At 65.2% G+C, this 25,611-nt stretch carries 2 protein-coding genes; both read right to left on the minus strand.

What is annotated here, in order from left to right; all coding sequences use genetic code 11:
* Window positions 1-292 precede the first annotated feature (292 nt).
* Window positions 293-11,626 carry a non-ribosomal peptide synthetase gene (locus EXW71_RS03650; protein ID WP_134657618.1) on the minus strand — a complete coding sequence of 3,778 codons (11,334 nt, stop codon included), beginning with the start codon at window positions 11,624-11,626 and terminating at the stop codon, window positions 293-295.
* Complete coding sequence (locus EXW71_RS03655) at window positions 11,623-24,534, minus strand: non-ribosomal peptide synthetase (RefSeq protein ID WP_134657619.1); 12,912 nt, start codon at window positions 24,532-24,534, stop codon at window positions 11,623-11,625. Before EXW71_RS03655 ends, EXW71_RS03650 begins: the two co-directional genes overlap by 4 nt.
* Between the last annotated feature and the right edge of the window lie 1,077 nt (window positions 24,535-25,611).

Below are 25,611 nucleotides of genomic sequence, written 5' to 3' on the forward strand. Positions count from 1 at the left end.
TCTCCGGCCTTATGGGGCGTGCTTCGCACCCCAGCGCAAGCAAGCTTGCTCGCCACAGGAGGCCCGCTCCGCTTGCTGTAGCCAGGGCGCTTGCTGGGGCCAGGGAGCATGCTGTGGCGAGGGAGCTTGCTCCCGCTGACTGCGCAGCAGTCTCCGGCTTTATGGGGGGCGCTTCGCACCCCAGCGCAAGCAAGCTTGCTCGCCACAGGAGGCCCGCTCTCACCTTTGCATCCCCATGCATCAGGGAGATAACCATCACCGCCCCTCTCACCTTTGGATCGATGTACAGTCATCAAGACACCACCTCCCCAATCACCAAGCGCTCAAGCCACCACTGCGCCAACCCGTGGACATTCGGCGCTTTGAGCAAGGTGAAATGATTCCCCTCGCCATACCACACCTCCAGCCCTGCGCCCTGGCGCCGCCAGCCTTCAATCATCAACCCCTGCTCGCGCTGATTCCCCGCCGTGTCCAGGGTCGGGTCCTGCGCCAACACCAACCGCACCACTGCGCGGTACCGCTGCAACGGGCGATACACCGTGCGCAACGCCGCCGCATAGGTACGCGAAGGCCCGTTCATCGCATCCACCGACGCGCGCGCAGGCAGCAAACCGACGCGCACCATTCCCGCATGCAAACATTGCCGCTGGGTCACCTCATCCAACCCGGCAAACGCCAGCGGATCGATCCCCAGTGACTTCCCGGCCGACAACTGCATCGCCTCGATCAACCGCAGCAGCGCCGCCGTCGATGTATACGGCCGCCCCACCACGCCGTTGCCACCGGGCGACTCACTGTCGATCACCGTCAACGACGCCACTTCACGCCCCGCTGCCTGTAAGCGCAGCGCCATCTCCAGCGCGACCCAGCCGCCAAACGAATGACCTACCAAGTGCACCGGTCCCAGCGGGCATTCGTGTTCCAGCGCAGCCAGGTAACACTGCGCCGCCGCTTCCACTTGGCTGTGGGGCACCGCTTCGCCGTCCAGGCCACGGGGCTGCAAGCCATACAGCGGCCAGTCACGCCCAAGCGCTTCACCCAGGCCGACGAACCCGGTGACGCTGTCACCTGCCCCCGGCACGCAAAAGATCGGGGCGTGCCCTGCACGGCCGCTTTGAATGCGCAGCAGCGGTTGATGCGTGGCCTGCGTGACCGGCGTACAGGTCGCCAATGCCTCGCCCAGCGCGCGTCCCAACGCCTGGATATGCGGCGACTGCATCATGCTCTGGTGATCCCCCGGCACCTCCACCCGGCGCAGTTGCCCAGGCGCCAGAGCGTCGCTCCAGCCCAGGGAATCACTGCGTCGCGCCAGCTCGGTGGGCCGCTCCTGCGCGGTGAACAGATGCACCGCCACCGGCAGCGGGAACAGGCTGTAATGCGCCAGCGCATGCCCGTGTCCCACTTCCCGCTCGATGAAATTCAGCAGGTCCGCGTCCGTCGCCGCCGCCATTTGCGCGTATAGCAGACCTTGATCGCGACAGCGTTGCAGCAGGCCCGCAAAGTCCAACTGTCCAATGCCTGCCTCCAATTGCTCAAGACTCGCCAGCTCATTTACACCTCCCTGTGCTTTCCAATACGCGCTGCACTGCAACAGCAAGTGGCGCTTGAGTGCATCCGCGCCGCTCCAGCGCGCCTTGCCTTGGTCGGTCATGCGCGGCACGTAGCTGTCGATCAACCCGAGGAACGCCACCGGCTCGTCCAGCCCCAGCAACTGCATGGCGACTTCATAGGCCAGCACACCGCCAAACGACCACCCGGCAAGCCGGTACGGGCCATGGGGCTGGAGCTCGCGAATCAAGCCGACCAAACGCGCCGCCAACCCTTCCATGGTGTTCAGGTGCGGCTCGCCAAGGGGCACGCCCGGCAGGCCATAGATGGGGTAATCGCCCGGCAGATGCTGGCCCAGCGCCGGGAAGTACACGTCCATGCCACTGAACTCGTGCACCAGGAACAGCGGCGGCTGCGAACCGCCGCTGCGCACCGTGACCACCGACGTCTCACGCACCGGCTCATCGCCACGCTGGCGCAGCATCGCTGCCACCGACGCCACGCTGGCATGCTGGAACAGCTCGGCCAACGACACCGGCACACCCGCCTCTTCCATCAGGTTGACCAGACGGATCGCCAATAACGAATGCCCACCCAACTCAAAGAAGCTGTCATGGCGCCCCACCTGCGCAAGCTTCAGGACGTCGGCCCAGAGTTGCGCCAAGGTGTGCTCCAGGTCATCCACCGGGGCTTCAAACTCGCGCTGGCCGCGCGCCTCTATGTCAGGCACGGGCAAGGCTTTGCGGTCGACCTTGCCGTTGGCGGTCAGCGGCAACTGCGCCAAGGGTACGTACGCCGACGGCACCATGTACTCGGGCAACTGGCCTTGCAGATAGGCACGCACGGCGTCGACGCCGACCGGCTCGCCGGCCCAGGTGAAATACGCGACCAGACGCTTATCGCCCGGCACGTCTTCACGGGCCAACACCACTGCCTCCCGAAGACTCTCGAACGCGCCCAGGCGCGCTTCGATCTCACCCAGCTCAATGCGGAAGCCGCGGATCTTCACCTGGTCATCGTTGCGCCCGATGCACTCCAGCAGGCCGTCCGTGGTCCAGCGCCCAAGGTCGCCGGTGCGGTACATCAGGTTGCCCGGGTTGAACGGGTCATCCACAAACTTCTCGGCGGTCAGCTCCGGTCGGTTCAAATACCCGTTGGCCACGCCGTCGCCACCGATGCAGATCTCGCCGCTCACGCCCACTGGCACCGGCTGCAATTGCGCATCCAGCACATAGATCCGGGTATTGGAAATCGGCCCGCCGATAGGCACGCTGTCGGCGCTTTCAGCCAGCGCACGCACTTCATAGGTGGTGGCGTAGGTGGTGGTTTCGGTCGGCCCATAGCAATGCACCAGGCGCACAGCCGGTGCCCGTGCCAGCAACGTGCGGAAGGCGGCCGGGTCGGCCCGCTCGCCGCCGCACAACAGGATGCGCAGGCCGGCCAGGGCGTGCGGAATCATCTGCACGTACTGGTTGAACAGCGCCGTGGTCACGAACAGCACCGTGACGCCTTCCAGGGCCGCGCCGAACGCGGCCGGGTCGAGTAAGGTGGCATGGTCGATCACCTGCACCTGGCCGCCGTTGAGCAACGCTCCCCATACGTCCATGGTGCTGGCGTCGAATGCCGGGTTGGAGGCGAAGGCTATGCGGTCGCCGGCATTGAAGTCGGCGTAGCCGTTGTTGAGCACCAACCGGGTGATCCCGCGATGAGGCACCAATACGCCTTTGGGCGTGCCGGTAGAGCCGGAGGTGTACATGATGTACGCCACGCTGTCCGAAGCCTGCGACAGGTCCGGGTTATGGCTCGGTTGCGGGTCGAGGACCAGAGTGTCCAGGTCCAGCCGCTGCGCCGAATGCTCGAAGCCCGTGTCGCTGCGGGTCAACAGCCAGGCCGCGCCACTGTCTTGCAGCATGAAACCCTGGCGCTCGGCGGGAGCGTTGATGTCCAGCGGCACGTAGGCGGCTGCGCATTTGAGGATCGCCAGTTGGCTGACCAGTAGATCCATCGAACGCGGCAACAGGATCGCCACAGGGTCACCCGGTTGTACGCCCAGGGCCACCAGGTGATGGGCCAGGCGATTGGCGCGGGTGTTCAAGTCTGCGTAGCTAAGGCGTTGCTCGCCGTGCAGTACCGCCACCGCGTCAGGTCGCGCCTGGGCCTGGGCTTCGAACAGGCGCTGCACCGTGTGTTCACGGGGGAACGTGCGAGTGGTCGCGTTGAAACCCAGCAATTGCTGATGCTCGAGCGCGGGCAGTATCGGCAGGCGCCCGATGGCGATATCGCTGCCCTGCTCCAACGCCTGCACCATGTGCTCAAGGGCCACGTTCAAGTAGTCACAGAGGCGACGGGCGCCCTGCCCCATGGCCTTGAGGCTGAAACCATCGCCCAAGTCATCCACGCTCAGCGACAGCCCGTAGTTGGTCTGCTCCTGCGCCTTGAGCAGTTGAATACCCTGCCACGCCTCGGCGACCCCACCGGCTTGTGGCGCGCTGTGACGGTAGTTGAACAGCACGCTGAACAACGGCGTCCCCACCGGCACACCGCTGCAACGTTGGGCTAAAGCCAGGGGTGCGTGTTCATGGCTGAGCAGTTGGGTCAGACGTGCGTGGGTGGCGCGCAGTGCATCACGCACCGAGTGTTCACCGAGGTCGACCCGCAGCGGCAAGGTATTGATAAACACCCCCATGGCCCGCTCGGCCCCTTCGCCACCTTGCAGACGACCCAACATTACCGTGCCGAACACCACGTGCTCACGGCCCGACACCTTGCCCAACACATGCGCCCAGGCCAGGTGCATCAGGCTGGCCGCGCTGACACCCGAAAGCCGTGCCTGGGCGCGCAGGCGCTGGCTCAATAGCGGCGCCAGCGCCAGGTGCACTTGCTCATCGGGGCCCAGTGGCTCGACTTCAGTCGGCTCATCGATTTCACCGAGCATTTCGCGGAAAAACCCTTCGTGATCCTCCACACCCAGCCGGGTCTGCGCCACGTAGTTGCGATACGGCACGGCCGCCCCCAGGGTGTCCTGCGTCCCCAGCAGAAATGCCTGCAGGTCGTGTTGCAGGATTTCCAGGGCGACGTGGTCCATCACCAGGTGGTGGAACAGCAGCGTGGCGACCACCCCTTGCGACGCCTCGCTGCAAACCAGGCGCATCAGCGGCGCCTGGCCCAGGTCGAGACGATGCGGCAACGCTCCGGTTTCAACACTCAACGAGGCCCTGCGCCACACCACTTGCACCGGCTCGTCCAAGCCATCCCAGTGAAACGACGAGCGCAGCACGTCATGCCGCTGGATCACCGCCTGCAGCGCGTTGACGAAGGCGTCCAGGCGCACTTGGCTGTCAAAGCCAAACTGCGCCTGCAGCACATAGGCGTCAGCGCCTTGCGTCGCACGGTGGTGATAGAGCATTCCGGCCTGCAACGGCGCCAGTGCGTAGATGTCCTGCACATTTGTCGCGCCACCCGGGATGCAGGCGACGATACGGTCGATAGCCGGCTGATCGAGCTGGATCAACGGCAGCATGTCCGGCGTGATATGGCTGCACTGCGCGCCGATCCCATTGGCCGGCACCACCACCTCGCGCCCGCCGCCCAATGCCGCCGCCAGCCCTGACAGCGTCGGTTGGCCGAACAGCACTTTCACATCTGCCGACAACCCCAGGCGCCGCATGCGCCCCATCAGGCTGACCGCCAGCAACGAGTGCCCGCCCAGCTCGAAGAAGTTGTCGTGACGGCCCACGCGCTCCACGTTGAGCAACTCGGCCCACAGGCTGGCCAGGCTGATTTCAGTGTCGCCCTGGGGCGCTTCGTATTCGCGCACCACCACCGAGTCCAGGCCCGGTGCCGGCAGCGCCTTGCGGTCGAGCTTGCCGTTGGGGCTCAGGGGCAACGCCTCCAGATGCACGAAGATGGCCGGCACCATGAATTCCGGCAGGTGCTGCAGCAGATGGGCACGCAGTTGTTCGATGTCGGCCTGCGCACCGGTGTAGTAAGCGATCAGCCGGTCTTCGCGGGCCACCACCGCCGCTTCGTTGACCTGTGCATGCTCCAGCAGACGCGCCTGGATTTCCCCCAGTTCGATGCGCAGGCCACGGATCTTCACTTGGTCGTCATTGCGCCCCAGGTATTCGAGGGTGCCGTCGGGCAAGTAGCGGCCTACGTCCCCGGTGCGATACAGACGCCCGGGGGTGAACGGGTCGTCGAGGAAGCGCTCGGCAGTCAGCTCCGGGCGGTTCAGATACCCCCGTGCCACTTGCACACCGCCGATAAACAGTTCGCCCACCACGCCCAGCGGCACCGGCTGCAATTGCCCATCCAGCACGTACATGCGGGTATTGGCAATCGGCTTGCCGATCGGCGTGTTGTCCGGCGTCACCGGCCCGGCGCAATTCCATGCCGTCACATCCACCGCCGCTTCGGTAGGACCGTAGAGGTTGTGCAACTGGCTGCCCGGCAGTTGCTGCTTGAAGCGTCGGACCAGGCTGCCCGGCAAGGCTTCGCCGCTGCACATCACGCGCACCAGCCCGCGGGCCTGGCTCACATCGCCGTGGGCGAGAAACACGTCAAGCATCGACGGTACAAAGTGCAAGGTGGTGATGCGCTCCGCCTCGATCACTTCACACAGGTACGCCGGGTCTTTGTGCCCGCCCGGGCGCGCCATCACCAGGCGTGCGCCGGTAAACAGCGGCCAGAAGAACTCCCACACCGACACGTCGAAACTGAACGGGGTTTTCTGCAGCACCGTGTCATCGGCGTTCAGGCCATATTCGTCCTGCATCCACAGCAGGCGGTTGACCACCCCCGGATGCTCGTTGATCACGCCCTTGGGCTGGCCGGTGGAGCCGGAGGTGTAGATCACATACGCGGTCTGGCTTGCCACCTGCGGGTTTTCGGCGGGCAGGTGCTGCCAGGTCGGACGGTCCAGGTCGACCACCGGCACCCCGCCCAGCAACGTATGCGTCGTGCCCTGGGCCAGCACCACCAGCGGTGCGCTGTCCTTGAGCATGTAGGCGATGCGCTCCAGCGGGTACGCCGGGTCCAACGGCACATAACCGGCACCGGCCTTGAGGATCGCGTACAGGCCGATCACCATTTCCAGGCCGCGCTCCACACAGATCGCGACCCGCGAGCCCGGTTGTACCCCCAACGCCAGCAGGTGATGGGCCAACTGGTTGGCCTGGGCGTTGAGTTCGGCGTAGGTCAATTGCCGGTCACCGGCCTTGACCGCCACCGCGTGCGGTGAACGCTCGACCTGAGCCTCGAACATCCCATGCAGGGTCTGGTCGAGGTTGTAGTCGACCTGCGTGGCGTTGAAGTCGAACAGCAGGTGCTGGCGCTCGCGTTCATCCACCAGCGGTGCATGTTCCAGCACGGCCTGGTCGTTATCGACCATGGCCTGCAAGACCCGGGTGAAATAGCCGACATAGCGCTGAATCGTCGATTCATCGAACAACGCCACCGCGTATTCCAGCGATCCGATGAGAGTACCCTGCACTTCTCCCAGGTCCAGGGACAGGTCGAACTTGGCAAAGTGGCTGTTCTCCGCAATGCTCTCCAGCGCCAGGTCGCCCAGTGCCAACGCCGGTGCGCTGCTGTCCTGCCAGGTCAGCAGGGTCTGGAACACCGGGCTATGGGCCAGGCTGCGTACCGGACGGGTAATTTCCACCACCTGCTCGAACGGCAGGTCCTGATGGGCCTGGGCCGCCAGCGTCAGGCGCTTGACCCGTGCCAGCAATGCCTCGGTGCTCAACGCTCCCGAGGTATCGATGCGCACCGCCAGGGTGTTGACGAACAGCCCGATCAGCCCTTCCACCTCACTGCGCGTGCGGTTGGCCACCGGCGTACCGATCACCAGGTCCTGCTGCCCGGACAACCGTGACAACAACGACGCCCAGGCCGTCATCAAGGTCATGTAAAGCGTGGTGCCATGCCGTTGGCTCAAGGCCTTGAGCCCGGCAGTGAGGCGTTCATCCAGGCGCACGGCAACGCTGCTGCCGGCGTAGTCCTGCTGCGCCGGGCGCGGGCGGTCCGTGGGCAGTGTGAGCAAGGCCGGTGCACCGTCCAGGGCCTGCTGCCAATAGGTGCTCTGGCGCTGCAGCACTTCGCCGCTCAACCACAAACGCTGCCACACGGCAAAGTCGCCGTACTGGATCGGCAGCGGCGGCAACGGGTCGGGCTGGCAGTGACTGAACGCACGGTACAACGCCATCAACTCACGGGTGAGCACGCCCATGGACCAGCCATCGGAAACGATATGGTGCAGGGTCAGCAACAGCACATGGTGTTCGTCGGCCATCACCACCAGGCGCCCGCGCAGCAACGGACCGCGCTCCAGGTCGAACGGCGCCGAGGCTTCGCCATGGATCAAGGCGTCCAGCGCCTGTTGCGGTTGCGGGTGGCGGCGCAGGTCCTGCACCTGCAGGGGCAACACCTCTTCGGCCGGAACCACCAGCACCTGGGCTTCGTCACCGTGCTGGGCGAAACGGCTGCGCAGGGTTTCATGCCGCGCGACGATGCGGGCCAGCGCCCGCTGCAACGCCTCCACGTGCAACTGCCCGCGCAGGCGCAGGCCAATGGGGATGTTGTAGGCGGTGTTGGCGCCTTCCATCAGCGCCAGGAACCACAGGCGCTGCTGGGCGAAAGACAGCGGAATGTCTTCATCGCGGTTGGCCGGGAGGATATCCGGCAAGGTGCTGCGCCCCGCCTGGGCCAGCACTTCGCCGACGGCGGCAAGCTCGGCATTGGCAAACAAATCCCCCAGCAACAGCTCCACGCCCAGGCGCTGGCGTACTTGGGAGACCATGCGCATGGCCAGCAACGAATGCCCGCCCAGTTCGAAGAAATGGTCACGCCGCCCGACGCGCTCAACCTGCAGCACCTCGGCCCAGATCTGCGCCAGTTGGGTTTCGATTTCGCCGTGGGGCGCCTCGTATTCGCGGGTAAATACCGCCGCCATGTCCGGTGCCGGCAGGGCCTTGCGGTCGAGCTTGCCGTTGGCGGTCAGCGGCAGCGCGTCCAGTTTCACGAAGGCAACCGGCACCATGTAATCCGGCAGGTGAGCCACCAGATGCGCGCGGATGACGCCCACCGTCAGCGGGTCCAACTGTGGACGCTCGGTGAAGTAGGCCACCAGGCGCTCGTCACGAACCAACACGACGGCCTCAAGAACGCCCGGCAGTTGGTTGAGCTGGGTTTCGATCTCGCCCAACTCGATGCGCATGCCGCGGATTTTCACCTGGTCGTCGTTACGCCCCAGGTACTCGAGGTTGCCGTCCGGCAGCCAACGCACCAGGTCGCCGGTGCGGTACATGCGCCCAGGGTTAAAGGGGTCTTGCAGGAAGCGTTCGGCGGTCAGTTCCGGGCGGTTGAGGTAACCGCGCGCCACGCCCTTGCCGCCCACATACAACTCGCCCGCCACACCCAGCGGCACCGGGCGTTGCTGTTCATCCAGCACGTACACCGTGGCGTTGGCGATGGGTTTGCCGATATGCAGCGGCTGCCCCGCCTCGACCTTGCCGGAGGTGGCAACCACCGTGGCTTCGGTAGGGCCATAGTTGTTGATCAAGGCAAAGCGCTGGGCCCGCGCAAACTGGCGCAGGCGATCCCCTCCGATCAGCAAGGTGCGCAGCGTCGGGTGTTCGATCTGCTGGCTGAAGGCGTACTCGGCCACTGGTGTCGGCAGGAAGCACACGTCCAGCGGTTGTGCGCACCACCACGCCAACAACGCGTCGATGTCTTCGCTGCCGTCATGGGCGGGCGCCAGGTGCAGGGTCGCGCCCACACACAGCGCCGGCCACACTTCCCAGGCCATCGCGTCAAAGCCGAATCCTGCCACGCTGGCCGTATGGCGCCCGGCACACAGATCAAAGGCGCTACAATGCCAGTCCACCAGGTTGGTCACGGTGTGGTGTTCCACCATCACGCCCTTGGGCAGCCCGGTGGAACCGGAGGTGTAGATCACGTAGGCCAGGTTCGACGGAGTGACGGCGGTGTTGGGATTACTCGCCGAATGGTGCTGCCAGGTGTAGCGATCCAGGTTGATCACCGGTACGTCCAGCGTCGGCAGGCGGTCGAGCAAAGCGTGCTGGGTCAGTACCGCCACCGGCGCGCTGTCGCTCAGCAGGTAGTTCAAGCGCTCGGCCGGGTGGGAGGGGTCCACCGGCACATAGCAGGCACCCGCCTTGAGGATCGCCAGCAACCCGGCCAGGGTGTCCAGGCCACGGCGGGCGACGATGGCCACGCGGTCGTCAGGCTTAACGCCCAGGGCCAGCAGGTGATGGGCGAGCAGGTTGGCTTGCTGATTCAGCTCGGCGTAGGTGCGTTGCCGCCCCTGGTGCACGGCTGCCACGGCGTCGGGCGTGAGCACGGCCTGGGCTTCGATGCGAGCGTGCAGCGTGGTGCCCTGGGGGAAGTCGGCCTGGGTCGCGTTAAACTGTTCGAGCAGCAGCTGTCGTTCGGCTGCGGGCACTACCGTGATTTGATCGAGCGCAGTGTGTGGCGCTTGTTCCAGCGCCGTCACCAGGTTTTCCAGCGCGGTTTGCAGGTAGGCGCAGACGCGATGCGGGTCCACCAGGTTGCTGGCCAGCAGGCTCAAGCCAAAACGGTCGCCGAGGTCATCCACGCTCAAGGTCAATGGGTAGTTGGTGCGTTCCTCGGCGCTGAGCGCGGCGATGCCTGACCACGCCGATAGCGCCTGCGCACTCGCTGCAGGCGCACTGTGACGATAATTGAGCAAGGCACTGAACAATGGCGTCGGCGCCGCTACCCCACTGCAGCGCTGCGCCAGCGCGAGCGCCGCATGCTCATGACGCAGCAAGGTGGTCAACCGCGCATGGGTAGCCTTGACCCCTTCACGCACGTCCTGGCCGTCCAGGTCCACGCGAAACGGCAAGGTGTTGATGAAGATACCGAGCGCGCGATCGGTGTCATGGCTGCCTTGCATGCGGCCCATCAAGACCGTACCGAACACCACCTGCCGCTTGCCGGCGAGCACGCCCAGCACCTGCGCCCAGCCCATATGAAACAGGCTGGCGGCACTTACCGCCAATTGCCGGGCCTGGGCACGCAAGCGCTGGCCCAGCTCCGGCGCCAACGGCAGGCTGACTTCGGTAATTGCGCGGGCATCACCCTGCACATCCTGCAAGCCGAACGGCAAGGTCGGCTCGCTGATATCGCCGAGCATCTGGCGGAAGAAACTTTCGTGCTCCTGCTCGCTGATTCCCAGTCGCGCCTGGGCTACATAGTTGCGAAACGGCACCGCCTGGCCGAGCGCTCCGCCCTGCCCCAACAGGCATGCCTGCATTTCATGGCACACCACTTCGAGGGCGCTGTGGTCGAGGGCCATATGGTGGAACAGCAAGGTGGCGACAATGCGCGTGTTCACCGGGTCATGGGCACGCACCAGGCGCAGCAGCGGCGCCCGGGTCACGTCGAGGCGATAGTGGCGGGCGTCGAACAGGTCGTGCAACTGTGCCGCGATGTCGCCGTCGGCAGGGTCCAGCTCAAGGGCCTGCACCGGCAGGCGCGCCTGGCGCCAGACGACTTGCGACGGCTCCCGCAACCCCTCCCAGACCACGCCGGTGCGCAGGATGTCGTGACGGTCCATGACCACCTGCAAGGCTTGGGCAAACGCGTCAAACCGTTCAAGGCTGTCGAAGGCGAACTGCGACTGCATCACGTAGGGGTCGCCCTGCTCGGCGCTGACGTGATGGAACAGAATGCCCTCCTGCAACGGCGCCAACGGGTAGATGTCCTGGATGTTCGCGACGCCGCCGTCGACGGTGGCGACGAGGCAGTCGATCTCCTCCTGGCTCAGGGTCGACAGGGTCAACATCGCCGGTGTGATGCACTCGGCGCCCAGCGGGATGCCATTGGCCGGTACCGAGCGTTCACCGGCCTTGGTCGCCGAGTATTCACCGCTTTTGATCAACTCGATCAGCGCCGGTTTGTGTTCGCGCAGCGCGCCCAGAAGCGTCGGGTCTTCCAGGGCTTGTTTATTACCTTGTACCGACAACTGCTCACCCTTGAGCGCCAATTGGACACCCTTGGTTTGCAGCGTCGCCAGCAGTTCGAGAATGCTCACAGGACGATCTCCATTTGTTCGATTACAGCGGCGTAGCCGGCCAGGGTCGGCTGTTCGAACAGCGCCCGCACGTCGGCTTCCATGCCTTCCTGGCGCAAGCGCCCGATCAAGCTCACGGCCAGCAACGAATGCCCGCCCAGTTCAAAGAAATTGTCGTGACGCCCTACCCGTTCCACCCCCAGCAGTTCGACCCAGAGCCGAGCCAACAGGGTTTCGGTATCACCTGCAGGCGCCTCGTATTCGCGCACGCTCAACGCCTCCATGCCGGGCAGCGGTAGCGCCTTGCGGTCCAACTTGCCGTTGGGGCTCAGGGGCAGCGCGTCGAGGTGCACGAACAGGGCCGGGACCATAAAGTCCGGCAGGTGCTGCAACAGATGGGCGCGCAGCTGTTCGATGTCGGTCTGCACGCCGGTGTAGTAGGCAACCAGCCGGTCTTCGCGGGCCACCACCGCCGCTTCGTCGACGTGCGCATGGTCCAGCAGGCGCGCCTGGATTTCGCCCAGCTCGATGCGCAGGCCACGAATCTTCACCTGATCATCGTTACGCCCCAGGTACTCGATATTGCCGTCGGCCAGGTAGCGCCCGATGTCGCCCGTGCGATACAGGCGCCCGTCGGTGAACGGGTCTTTGAGAAAGCGCTCGGCGGACAGTTGCGGACGGTTCAGGTAACCCCGCGCCACTTGCACACCGCCGATGAACAACTCACCGACCACACCCAGGGGCACCGGCTGCAACTGCGCATCCAGTACATACATACGGGTGTTGGCGATGGGTTTGCCGATCGGTGTGTTGTCCGGCACTTCGGGGCGTGCGCAGTTCCAGGCGGTCACGTCCACCGCCGCTTCGGTCGGGCCATACAGGTTGTAGAGGCCGATCCCCGGCAACTGCTGCTTGAAACGCCGCACCAGGCTGCCCGGCAGGGCTTCGCCGCTGCACATCACACGCACCAGCCCGGCGGCTTGGCCGACATCGCCATGGGCCAGGAATACGTCCAGCATCGACGGTACAAAGTGCAACGTAGTGACGTGTTCCGACTCGATCACTTCACACAGGTACGCCGGGTCTTTGTGCCCGCCCGGGCGCGCCATCACCAGACGTGCGCCGGTAAACAGCGGCCAGAAGAATTCCCACACCGACACGTCGAAGCTGAACGGAGTTTTCTGCAGGACCGCGTCATGGGCCTGGAGGCCGTAGGCGTCCTGCATCCACAGCAAGCGGTTGACCACGCCGATGTGTTCGTTGATCACGCCCTTTGGCTGACCGGTAGAGCCCGAGGTGTAGATCACATAAGCCTGGTGCCGGGCGGTCAGGCCCGGCACGTGGGGGTTGGTGACAGGCTGGTGCTGCCAGGTGTCCTGGTCCAGATCCAGCAGCGGCACGTCACCCAGCAACGCGCGGGTGGCAGCCTGCGCCAGCACCACCACCGGTGCACTGTCCTGCAGCATGTAGGCGATACGCTCCAACGGGTACGCCGGGTCCAGCGGCACGTAACCGCCACCGGCCTTGAGGATGGCAAACAGGCCGACCACCATGTCTAGGCCGCGCTCGAGGCAGATACCGACGCGCGAATCCGGCTGTACCCCCAGCGCCCGCAGGTGATGAGCCAGGCGATTGGCGCGCTCATTGAGTTCGTTGTAGGTCAGCTGTTGCTCACCGGCCTTGACCGCCGGCGCATTCGGCGTCTTCGCAACCTGTGCCTCGAACAGCCCGTGCAGGGTCTGGTCGAGGTTGTAGTCGACGTCGGTCGAGTTGAACGTCACCAGCAGTTTGTGCCGCTCTGCGCCGCTCAAAATCGGCAAACGGTTGAGCGGCTGGTGCGGCGCCTGCTCCAAGGCGTCGACCAAGCCCGCCAAGGCAGTCTGCATATAGCCGCACACGCGCTGCGCGTCGAACTGCGCCAGGGCGGTGACCTCGTAGCCATCGCCGAGGTCATCCACGTTCAGCGTCAGCGGGTAATTGGTGCGCCCGTCGTTGACCAGTGTTTGCATGCCTTCCCACGCCTGCTGCGCCTCGGCGGAACGGGTGGCGGCACCGCGATGACGATAGTTGAGCATCGAGCTGAACAACGGTGCCGGTGCCGCCACCCCGCTGCAACGCTGGGCCAGGGCCAGGGACGCGTGCTCATGCCCGAGCAACGCGGTCAGCCGCACATGGGTCGCACGCACCGCGGCGCGTGCGCCTTGCGCATCGATATCCAGACGTAGCGGCAAGGTATTGATAAACACCCCGAGTGCCCGGTCGGCGCCCTCGCCGCCTTGCATCCGACCGACCAGCACGGTGCCGAACACCACGTTGTGACGGCCCGACGTGGCGGCCAGCACTTGGCCCCAGGCCAGGTGAAACAGGCTCGCACTGCTCACGCCAAGCAACCGGGCCTGGGCCCGCAGGCGGCGATTGAGATCGCTGTCCAGGCGCAGGTTGTGTTCCTGAATCTCACTGCCGTCGCCGCGCACATCCTGCAAGCCGAACGGCAAGGTCGGCTCATCGACGTCGCCGAGCATCTCGCGGAAGAAGGCTTCGTGCTCCTGCTCACTGACGCCCAGGCGCGCCTGGGCCACGTAATTGCGGTACGGCATGGGCGCGGCGGTCGGGGCGGCGTGGCCCAGCAAGTAGCCCTGCATTTCCCGCAGCACCACGTCGAAGGCGGTGTGGTCCAGCGCAATGTGGTGATAAAGCAACGCCACCACCACACGCTGGTTGGCGGGGTCGTTGGCGAACATCAGACGAATCAGCGGCGCCTGACGGATATCCAGGCGATAGCGGCGGGCATCGGAGTGTTCGTACAGCCCCGCCAGTACATCGCCGTCCAGCTGCACCTCTTCCAGCGGCAACTCGGCCTGGCGCCACACCACTTGCAGCGGCTGCACCAGGCCCTCCCAGACCACGCCGGTGCGCAGGATATCGTTACGGTCGATCACCCGTTGCAACGCCTGGGCAAAGGCATGCACACGCTCAATGCGGTCAAAGGCCAGGTGCGATTGCAGCAGGTAGGGGTCGCCCTGTTCGGCGCTGAGGTAGTGATAAAGCATGCCTTCCTGCAACGGCGCCAGCGGGTAGATATCCTGCACATTGGCAGCGCCGCCGGGCACCTGGCTGACGACCCGGTCGAGGGTCGCTTGATCGAGTTCGACCAGCGTCAACATGTCCGGGGTGATGCGCATGCAGTCGACGGCAATACGGTTAGGCGGCACCTGCACTTCGCGGCCACTGCCCACGGCGCCGGCCAGTGCGGCCAACGTCGGCTGGCTGAACAACACGCGCACATCGGCGCTCAGGCCGACCTGGCGCATGCGTTCGATCAGGCTGACGGCCAGCAACGAATGCCCGCCCAACTCAAAGAAGTGGTCATGACGACCGACTCGCTCCACCTGCAACACCTCGGCCCAGATCCGCGCCAGGCTGGTTTCGACATCGCCCTGGGGCGCTTCATAGTCGCGGCTGAGCAAGGCGGCTTGATCGGGCTCAGGCAGGGCCTTGCGGTCCAGCTTGCCGTTGGCGGTCAGCGGCCACGCATCGAGCTTGACGTAGGCGACCGGCACCAGTGCATCGGGCAATTGCGCTTGCAGTTGCTCGCGCAGCGTCTCGATGGCCGGCGGTTGCTGCGCGGTGAACCAAGCCACCAGGCGACCGTCACGGACCAGCACCACCGCTTCGGTAATGCCCTCCAGGGCGGCCAGGCGGCTCTCGATTTCGCCCAGCTCGACGCGTACGCCGCGCACTTTCACCTGGTCATCGTTACGGCCCAGGTATTCGATATTGCCGTCGGGCAACCAGCGCGCGAGGTCGCCGGTGCGGTACATGCGCCCCGAGTTGAACGGGTCTTGCAGGAAGCGCTCGGCGGTCAGGTCCGCACGGTTCAGATAGCCCCGCGCCACACCGCTGCCGCCCACGTACAACTCGCCGGCCACACCGACCGGCACCGGGCGCAGTTGCCCGTCGAGCAGGTAGGCGTGGGCATTGGCGATCGGCCTGCCGATGTGCAGCACCTGCCCGGCGCGCACGCGACCGGAGGTGGCAACCACCGTGGCTTCGGTAGGGCCGTAGTTGTTGATCACCGCAAAGCGCCGCTCTTGGGTGAACTGGCGCAGGCGGTCGCCACCGATCAGCAGGATGCGCAAGGTCGGGTGCTGCAGGTTCTGGCTGAAGGCGTACTCGGCCACGGGCGTGGGCAGGAAGCTCACGTCCAGCGGCAGTGCCAGCCACCAGTCGAGCAGCTCGTCGATGTTTTCATTGCCCACCTGGGCGGGCGGCAGGTGCAGGGTCGCACCGGCGCACAGGGCCGGCCAGACCTCCCAGGCCATCGCGTCAAAACCGAAACCGGCGACACTGCTGGTGTGGCTGCGCGCATCCAGGCCGAAGGCTTCGCAATGCCAGTGCACCAGGTTTTCCACGGTACGGTGTTCCACCATGACGCCCTTGGGCTGGCCGGTGGAGCCGGAGGTGTAGATCACGTAAGCCAGGTGCGCGGGTGTCAGGGCCGTCAGTTGCGGGTTGCTGACGGGGTGGTGCCGCCAGCTGTCGCTGTGCAGATCCACCGTGGGCACCGCGCCCAGCAGATCGCGCGTACTGGCCTCGGCCAACACCGCCACCGGAGCGCTGTCCTGCAGCAGGTAGGCGATACGCTCCGCGGGGTATACCGGGTCGATGGGCACATACCCGGCGCCGGCCTTGAGGATGCCGAGTAATCCGACCAGCATCTGTGGGCCGCGACGGCAACAGATCGCCACGCGGTCATCCGGTTGCACGCCCTGTTGCAGCAGGTGATGAGCCAGCTGGTTGGCGCGTTGGTTGAGCTGCTGGTAGGTCAGGGATTCGCCTTCCTGCTGCACGGCAATCGCGTTGGGCTGTCGCTCGACCTGGGCTTCAAAGGCACCATGCACGGTATGCCCGGTGGGGAAATCCGCCGCGGTGCTGTTGAACTCGCGCAGCAGGCTTTCGCACTCCGCTGCCGGCAGGATAGGCAGTTGATTGAGCTCGGTGGTAGCGCCACTTTCCAGGGTCGCGACCAGTTGCTCCACGGCGCTGTGCATGTAGCCGCACAAGCGCTGGGCGCCGATCTGCGGCAGTGCGAGTACGCTCAGGCTGAAGCCTGCGCCCAGATCGTCGACGCTCAAGGTCAGCGGGTAGTTGCTGCGCTCTTCACCGCCCAGCAGTTGCACACCCTCCCAGATGCCATGGCCGTCGCGGGGCATTTCGTCGGGGGTGCTATGGCGGTAGTTGAGCAGCGCACTGAACAGCGGCAGGGACGTCGCCACGCCGCTGCAACGCTGGGCCAGGGCCAACGAAGCATGTTCGTGGCCGAGCAATGCACTCAAGCGCGCATGGGTGGCCTTGACCGCAACGGCGGCGCCGGTGGCCACATCGACCCGCAGCGGCAAGGTGTTGATGAACATGCCCAGCGCACGGTCGGCGCCGTCGCCAGCCTGCATGCGGCCCATCAATACGGTGCCGAATACCATGTCGTCGCGCCCGGACACCAACCCCAGTACCTGCGCCCAGGCCAGGTGCATCAGGCTCGCCGCGCTGACACCCAGCAGGCGCGCCTGTTCACGCACCCGCAACGCCAGTGCGGCGTCCAGAGGTTGCTCGGCCTCCTCGATGTCGCGCCCATCGCCCTGCACGTCCTGCACACCAAAGGGCAAGGTCGGTTCATCGACGTCGGCGAGCATGTCGCGGAAGAACTGTTCATGCTCCGCCACGCTCACGCCCAGGCGTGCCTGGGCCACGTAGTTGCGAAACGGCATGGCTGCGGGCAAGTCATCGGCCTGGTTGAGCAGGCATGCACGCATTTCCTGGCCGACCACTTCCATGGCGGTATGGTCCAGCGCCAAGTGGTGGAACAACAGGATCGCCGCGACTCGGTTGTGAGCCGGGTCCTGGGCGTAGACCATGCGCAGCAACGGTGCCTGGGTGATGTCCAGGCGGTAGTGCCGGGCGTCGAAGCGTCCGTGCAGCTGTTCGATGACGCTGCCGTCCGCCGGATCCAGGGCAACCTCCTGCACCCGCAACTGCGCGTCGCGCCACACCACTTGCACCGGGCTATCCAAACCTTCCCAGACCACCCCCGTGCGCAAGATATCGTGACGCGCGACCACCTGTTGCAGCGCGCTCATGAAACCCTGCAACCGCTCCACGCTGTCGAACGCCATGCGCGATTGCAACAGGTACGGGTCGCCCTGCTCGGCGCTGATGTGGTGATAGAGGATGCCTTCCTGCAGCGGCGCCAGCGGGTAAATGTCCTGCACATTCGCGGCGCCCCCAGGCACGCTGGCGACGATCCGGTCGATAGCGGCCTGGTCGAGTTGCACCAGGCTCAGCATCGACGGCTCGATGCAGGTGCAACGCGATGGGATGCCATTGGCCGGCACCACCACCTCACGGCCACTGCCGACCGCCGCGGCCAACGCCGCCAGGCTCGGCTGGCTGAACAGCACGCGCACATCGGCGCTCAGGCCGACCTGGCGCATGCGTTCGATCAGGCTGACGGCCAGCAACGAGTGCCCGCCCAGCTCAAAGAAATGGTCATGTCGCCCCACGCGCTCAAGCTTGAGCACGTCCTGCCAGATCTGCGCCAGCAGGGTTTCCACTTCGCCTTCCGGCGCCTCGTAGCCACGGCTGAGCAACGCGCTCTGGTCCGGTACCGGCAGGCCCTTGCGGTCCAGTTTGCCGTTGGCGGTCAGGGGCAACAGTTCCAGCCAGACATAGGCCGAGGGCACCATGTAATCCGGCAACCGGGCTTGCAGGTGGGCGCGCAACGCTTCGATCGGCAACGCGGCGTCGGCGGTGTAATACGCCACCAGGCGTTTGTCGCCAGGCTGGTCCTCGCGGGCCATTACCACGACGTCCTTCACCCCGGCGTACGTGGCTAGGCAGGTCTCGATTTCACCCGGTTCGATACGGAAGCCGCGAATCTTCAGTTGCAGGTCATTACGCCCCTGGTACAGCAACGTACCGTCGGCCCGCCAGCTTGCCAGGTCACCGGTGCGGTACAACAGACCGTCACCGAAGGGGTTCGGAATGAATTTTTCGGCGGTCAGTTGGGGCTGGTTCAAGTAACCCTTGGCCACGCCGGCGCCGCCGATATACAGCTCACCGACCACGCCCAGCGGCAGCGGTTGTTGGCGGGCGTCGAGCACATAGGCCTGGGCATTGGCAATCGGACGGCCGATGGGGATACCGCCCTCGCCCACGCGGGTGATCTCGTGGGTCGTGGAGAACGTGGTGGCCTCGGTCGGCCCGTAGCCGTTGAGCAGGTGCTGAGGCTTGCCGTGCTCGAGCACGCGGCCGATCACCAGCGGATCGAGGACATCGCCGCCGACGATCAGGTAACGCAGCTGGCGCAACACCGGCATCAACGCATCGGCGTACTGATGGAACAGCCCGGCGGTCATCCACAACACGCTGACCCGTTGCTCCTGCAACAACGTCGCGAACGCCGCCTGGGACAGCAGCACCGCCTGCTCGACCACCACCACGCAACCACCATTGAGCAGCGGCGCCCACACGTCGAGGGTGCTGGCGTCGAAGGCCGGGTTGGAGGCGAACGCCACGCGGTCGCGCTCGTTGAAATCGGCATAACCGTTATTGAGCACCAGGCGCGAGATGGCGCGGTGCGGCACTTGCACGCCCTTCGGTGCACCGGTGGAGCCGGAGGTGTACATGATGTACGCCACGCTTTCCGAGGTTTGCGCCACCTCTGGATTGCGCGGTGATTGCGCATCCAGGTTCAGGTCGGCCAGGGTATTGAGCACCCGGTGCGCGCCGCTGTCCTGCACCATGAACGCCTGGCGTTCCACCGGGGCATTGATGTCCAGCGGCACATACACCGCCGCACACTTGAGGACCGCCAACTGACACACCAACAGATCGAGGCAGCGCGGCAGGGCAATCGCCACGCTTTCACCCGGCTGCACACCTTGCTGGATCAAGTGATGGGCCAGGCGGTTGGCACGGCGGTTAAGGTCACGGTAACTCAGCGACAACGGGCCGTGCACGGCCGCCACGGCTTCCGGCCGGGCCAGCACCTGCGCTTCGAACAGTTGGTGCACGGTCAGGTGCGACGGGTATTCGCGGCGGGTCGCGTTGAACGTCTCCAGCAGTTGGTGACGCTCGGCGGGCGGCAGGATCGACACCGCCTGCAACGGCGTGGTCGGCGCTTGCTGCAAGGCGCCGACCAGTTGGCGCAATGCGGTGAGCATGTATTCGCCCACGCGTTGCACATCCAGACTGGCCACGCCTTGCACGGTGAGCGCGAAGCCTGTACCCAAGTCATCGACGTTGAGCACCAGCGGGTAGTTGCTGCGCTCTTCGGAACTGAGGATTTCAATGCCCGAAGCGGCGAACGGGCTGTCCCCCGGCGCTTCACCCGGCGCGCTGTGGCGGTAGTTGAGCAGCGTGCTGAACAACGGTAATGAGCCCGGCACACCGCTGCAGCGCTGGGCCAGGGACAACGAGGCGTGTTCATGCCCGAGCAATTGCGCGAGCCGCGCATGGGTGGCGCGTACCGCGGCCTGCACCCCGACGGCGCCGAGGCTGACCCGCAGCGGCAAGGTGTTGATGAACATCCCCAGCGCACGGTCGGCGCCCTCGCCGCCTTGCATGCGGCCCAGCAATACGGTGCCGAACACCACATCCTGCTGGCCGGAAACCTGGCCCAGTACGTGCGCCCAGGCCAGATGCACCAGGCTGGCCGTGCTCACGCCCAGTTGCCGCGCCTGTTCGCGCAGGCCCTGGCTGAGCGCCGGTTCCAGGGGCAAATGGGCTTCGATGATACCGCTGCCATCGCCATTCACATCCTGCAAGCCGAACGCCAGGGTGGGTTCATCGAGATCGCCGAGCATGTCGCTGAAGAACGCTTCGTGCTGCGCCTGGGTGACGCCAAGGCGCGCCTGGGCCACGTAATTGCGGTATTGCACGGGCTCAGGCAGGTGCGCGTCACTGCCGGACAGGCTGGCACTCATCTCCTGCACCAGCACTTGCAGGGCGGTGTGGTCGAGCAGGATATGGTGCAGCAACAGGATACCGGCAAACCCGCCGTCCGCCTGGGTGTAGGCAAAGTGCATCAGTGAGGCGCGCGACAGGTCGAGGCGATAGTGGCGCGGGTCGAAGCGCTGCTGCAGATGGGCCAGGGCATCCAGGCCGTTGGATTCAAGGCGCTCGACGGCCAGCGATGCCTGGCGCAGCACCACTTGCACCGGTTCATCCAGCCCTTCCCAGAGAATGCCGGTGCGCAGGATGTCGTTGCGTTCGATCACGCTGTGCAGCGCCTGGATGAACGCGTCCACCGCCGTTTGATCGGTGAAGCGCAACTGCACCTGCAACACGTAGGGGTCGCCCTCGGTGGTTGCCAGATGGTGGTAGAGGATGCCGGCTTGCAACGGAGCCAGGCCATAGATGTCCTGCACGTTGTGAAGGCCGCCGGGCACGCTGGCGATGATGTGGTCGATTGCCGCCTGGTCCAGGTCCACCAGCGGCAGCATCTGCGGCGTGATGTGGGTGCTGGCGGCCGTGATGAGGTTGGCCGGGACCTGGACCTCGCGTTGCCCGCCCACCGCCGCCGCCAACGCGGCCAAGGTGGGTTGGCCGAACAGCACGCGCACATCGGCACTGAGATCGACCTGGCGCATGCGTTCGATCAACTTGACCGCCAGCAGCGAGTGGCCGCCCAGTTCGAAGAAGTTATCGTCACGGCCCACGCGGTCGAGCCTGAGCAAGTCTTGCCAGAGGCCGGCGATGGTGGTTTCCACGGTGCCCTGCGGGGCTTCGTAGCCTCGGCGCACCAGGGCATCGGTATCCGGCGCGGGTAACGCCTTGCGGTCGAGCTTGCCGTTGGTGGTGAGCGGAAATTTATCCAGCCATACGAAGGCGCTGGGCACCATGTAGTCAGCCAGGCTCAGCAGCAAATGGTCGCGTAAGGCGGCGGTGCTGAGTTCGCCTTCGGCAATCACGTAGGCCACGAGACGCTTGTCGCCCGGCTCATCCTCACGGGCAATCACCACCGCGTCACGCACGCCGTCCGCGGTGGCCAGGCGGGCCTGGATTTCGCCCAGTTCGATGCGGAAACCACGGATCTTCACCTGGTCGTCGTTACGCCCCAGGTATTCAACGCTGCCGTCGGCCAGCAAGCGGCCAAGGTCACCGGTCTTGTACATGCGCAGGCCGGTGAACGGGTCGGCAAGGAAGCGTTCGGCGTTCAGCGCCTCGCGGTTCAAGTAGCCGCGCGCAACACCGGCACCGCCCACATACAACTCGCCCACCACGCCAAACGGCAAAGGCTGGCGATACGCATCGAGGACGTACAACTGCAAGTCGGGAATACGCACGCCAATCGGGCTGACGCCCACCAGTTGGGCATCCGCCGCTTGCAGGGCGCGATAGGTCACGTGCACGGTGGTCTCGGTGATGCCGTACATGTTCACCAGTTGCGTACCGGCGTTGATAGCCCGGGCATACCAAGGCTTGAGCATGCCCGGTTCCAGGGCTTCACCGCCAAAAATCACCTGGCGCAGGGAATGCACGGCGGAGCTGCGAGCCTGGGCGGCGATCAACTGCCGGAACGCGCTGGGCGTCTGGTTGAGGATGCTCACGCCTGCCTCGCAGAGCAGCGTGTAGCATTCGTCCGGCGAGCGGCTGACCAGTTGGGGCACGATCAGCAACTGCCCGCCGTGCATCAGCGCCCCCCAGATTTCCCACACCGAGAAGTCGAAGGCGAAGGAATGGAACAGTGCCCACACATCGTTGGCGTTGAAGCCGAACCAGTGTTCGGTGGCGGTGAACAGCCGCGCCACCTGGCGGTGTTCGATCATGACGCCCTTGGGCAGGCCGGTGGAGCCGGAGGTGTAGATGACATAGGCCAGGTTGGCCGGGCTGAGGTGCAGCCGCGGATTGACGATAGATTCCTGGCGCAGGTGGTTGAGGTCGATCTGCGTCAGTTCGCCGACCAGGTGACGGGTGTTGGCCTGCACCAGTACGGCCAGGGGTTCGCTGTCCTGCAAGGTGTAGGCGATACGTTCCAGCGGGTAGGCCGGGTCGATCGGCACATAACCGGCGCCGGCCTTGAGGATGCCCAGCAGGCCGATAATCATTTCCAGGCCACGCTCGACGCAGATCGCCACGCGGTCGTCGGGGCGCACGCCTTGGGCCAGCAGGCGGTGGGCAACCTGGTTGGCGCGTTCGTTGAGTTGGCGGTACGTGAGATGGCGGTTGTCGAAACGTAGCGCGACCGCCTCGGGGTGGGCGGCGGCATGGGCTTCGACTTGCTGGTGGATCAGGGCGCTATCGGCGTAGTGCGAGGGGCTTTGGTTGAGGTCGTGCAGCAGGGTCTGGCGTTCGGTGTCGGGCAGGATGTTCAGGCCGCTGAGCGGCATATCCGGTCGCTGCTCCAAGGCGTCGGCCAGGCTTTCCAGGGCCGTATGCAGGTAGCCGGCCACCCGCCGTGCGCCGATGGAGGCCGCTACCATCACGGTCAGTGCAAAGTCTTCGCCCAAGTCATCGACGTTGACCGTCAGCGGGTAGTTGGTGCGTTCCTCGGCACCCAACACCTGGATGCCTTGTGCGACTTCAATCACCGCGGCCATATCAGTGGCGGCACTGTGACGGTAGTTGAGCATCGCACTGAACAACGGCGTCGGTGCGGCGACGCCGCTGCAACGCTGGGCCAGCGCCAGGGAGGCATGTTCATGGTCGAGCAAGCCGGTGAGGCGCTCATGGGTCGCCTTGACCCCGGTGCGTACGCCCTGCTCGCCCACATCCACGCGCAGCGGCAAGGTATTGATGAACATGCCCAAGGCCCGTTCCCCGCCTTCGCCCGCGTCCATGCGGCCGAGCATCACCGTGCCGAACACCACCGCGTCGCGGCCGGAGACCACGCCCAGCACACGGGCCAAGGCCAGGTGCAGCATGCTCGCCACACTCACCCCGAGCGGGCGGGCCAAGGCGCGCAGGCGGCGGCTCAGGGCGCTGTCGACGGGTATACGCGCTTCCTCGACGCCCCGGCCGTCACCGTGCACATCCTGCAAGCCGAACGGCAACGTCGGCTCATCGATATCCGCCAGCATCTCGCGAAAGAACGCTTCGTGGGCCTGCTCAGAGACGCCGTGATGCACCTGGGCGATATAGCTGCGAAACGGCACGGGTTCACCGGCCTGGGCTTGTTCGCCGGCCAGGTACAGCTGAATTTCATGGCGTACCACATCGAGGGCGGTATGGTCGAGGATGGTGTGATGGAACAGCAACATCGCCACCACCCGCTGGTTGACCGGGTCGTCTGTGAACACCAGGCGCAACAGCGGCGCCTGGCCCAGGTCCATGCGGTAAGTGCGCGCGTCGTAACGCGCCTGCAGTTGAGCCAGCGCATCGCCGCCGCTGCAGCGGACTTCTTCGCACACCAGCGGTGCTTTGCGCCACACCACTTGCAGCGGTTCGTCGAGGCGCTCCCAGACCATGGACGTGCGCAGGATGTCGTGGCGCTCGATCACCCATTGCAAGGCTTCGGCGAAGGCGTCCAGGCGTGCGCGGCTGTCGAACACAAACTGCGCGTGCAGCACGTAGGGGTCACCGTGCTCGGCCGAAAGGTGGTGATAGAGCATGCCTTCCTGGAGCGGGGCCAGGGGGTAGATGTCCTGCACGTTCGCCGCGCCGCCAGGGATCGCGGCGACGATACGATCGATGGCTTCCTGGTCGAGATTGACCAGCGGCAACATTGACGGCGTGATGCGGTAGGCCGGGCTCAGCCAGTCACCACCGTGCTCGGCCACCAACGCCAGCAGCCGGGGTTTATGGGCGATCAGTTGATCCCACAGTGCGTCGCTCAGGGCTTCGTCGTCGCCCAGGATAATCAGGTCGCCTTCTTCAGTCTGCAGACGGATCGCATGGGTGGAAATCGCTGCCAATAATTCGCTGAACTGCATGGGGTAACCTGCCTGATAAGTCACGGTTAAGGAGAAAGTCCGTTTTCAGCTGCCGCTTGAATCGGGGATGCTGGACGCCCTGAAAAAATAGCGGGCGCAGCCGGAGGGCCTGGAGAGGCTTCCGGCAGGTCTGGGAACTTAAGGGGTTTGGCAGGCAGGGCGTGACATGGGAAGCAGGGACAAGGGTGGCCTTGCGCCGCTCCAGTCGTGGCTTCGCGGGGCATGGGGATCGACATGAGCAAAGGGTTCTTGCCCCACCACTCGGCACCTCGGTGTGCCCGTAATCCGACATTGATTTGGGGGGCCGCCTGAGATCAGGATCAAAAGCGGCTCGCTTCGCATCGTGATGTGTGTAGACAACCATACTGCGCTGCAGCTTTTGCTTTCCTGTGGGAGCTGGGCTTGCCCGCACTACACCAAGTATCTACACAACCTTGGTGTGGCCATGAACCTGTGGCGAGGGAGCTTGCTCCCGTGACGGCTCGGAAACCGCCGACTATCCAACTGGCCCTCCGCCAGAGAGTTCGCCCCCGATTGTTGGAATGGAATGAGTACATATCCATTGCTGCGGTAACGGCGGCTTAGGGTTCCGCCCTTACGGCGGGTCACTTTTGGAAAAGAGCCCCAAAAGTAACCAAAAAGGCTCTTGCCCCACCACTCGGCACCTCGCTCAGGCTCGGTGTGCCCGTAATCCGACATTGATTTGGGGGGCCGCCGCCACGCGCCATCCATGGCGCGGGGCGGCTAAACCGGCATCCCTGCCGGTTTACCCCCCAAATCAATATCGAATTCCGGCCAGCGTGGTTTAACGGGGCGCCTGAGATCAAGATCAAAAGCGGCTCGCTACGCATCGTGATGTGTGTGTGTAGACAACTATGCTGCGCTGCAGCTTTTGCTTTTCTGTGGGAGCTGGGCTTGCCCGCACTACACAGAGTATTTACACAACTTTGGTGTGGCCATGAACCTGTGGCGAGGGAGCTTGCTCCCGTGACGGCTCGGAAACCGCCGACTATCCAACTGGCCCTCCGCGAGGGGCTCGCCTCCGTTGGGCCCTCCCTGGCCCAGGACGGCTAACCC

Origin of the sequence: Pseudomonas sp. BCA17 (genome assembly GCF_004519405.1) — a bacterium.
Lineage (GTDB): Bacteria > Pseudomonadota > Gammaproteobacteria > Pseudomonadales > Pseudomonadaceae > Aquipseudomonas.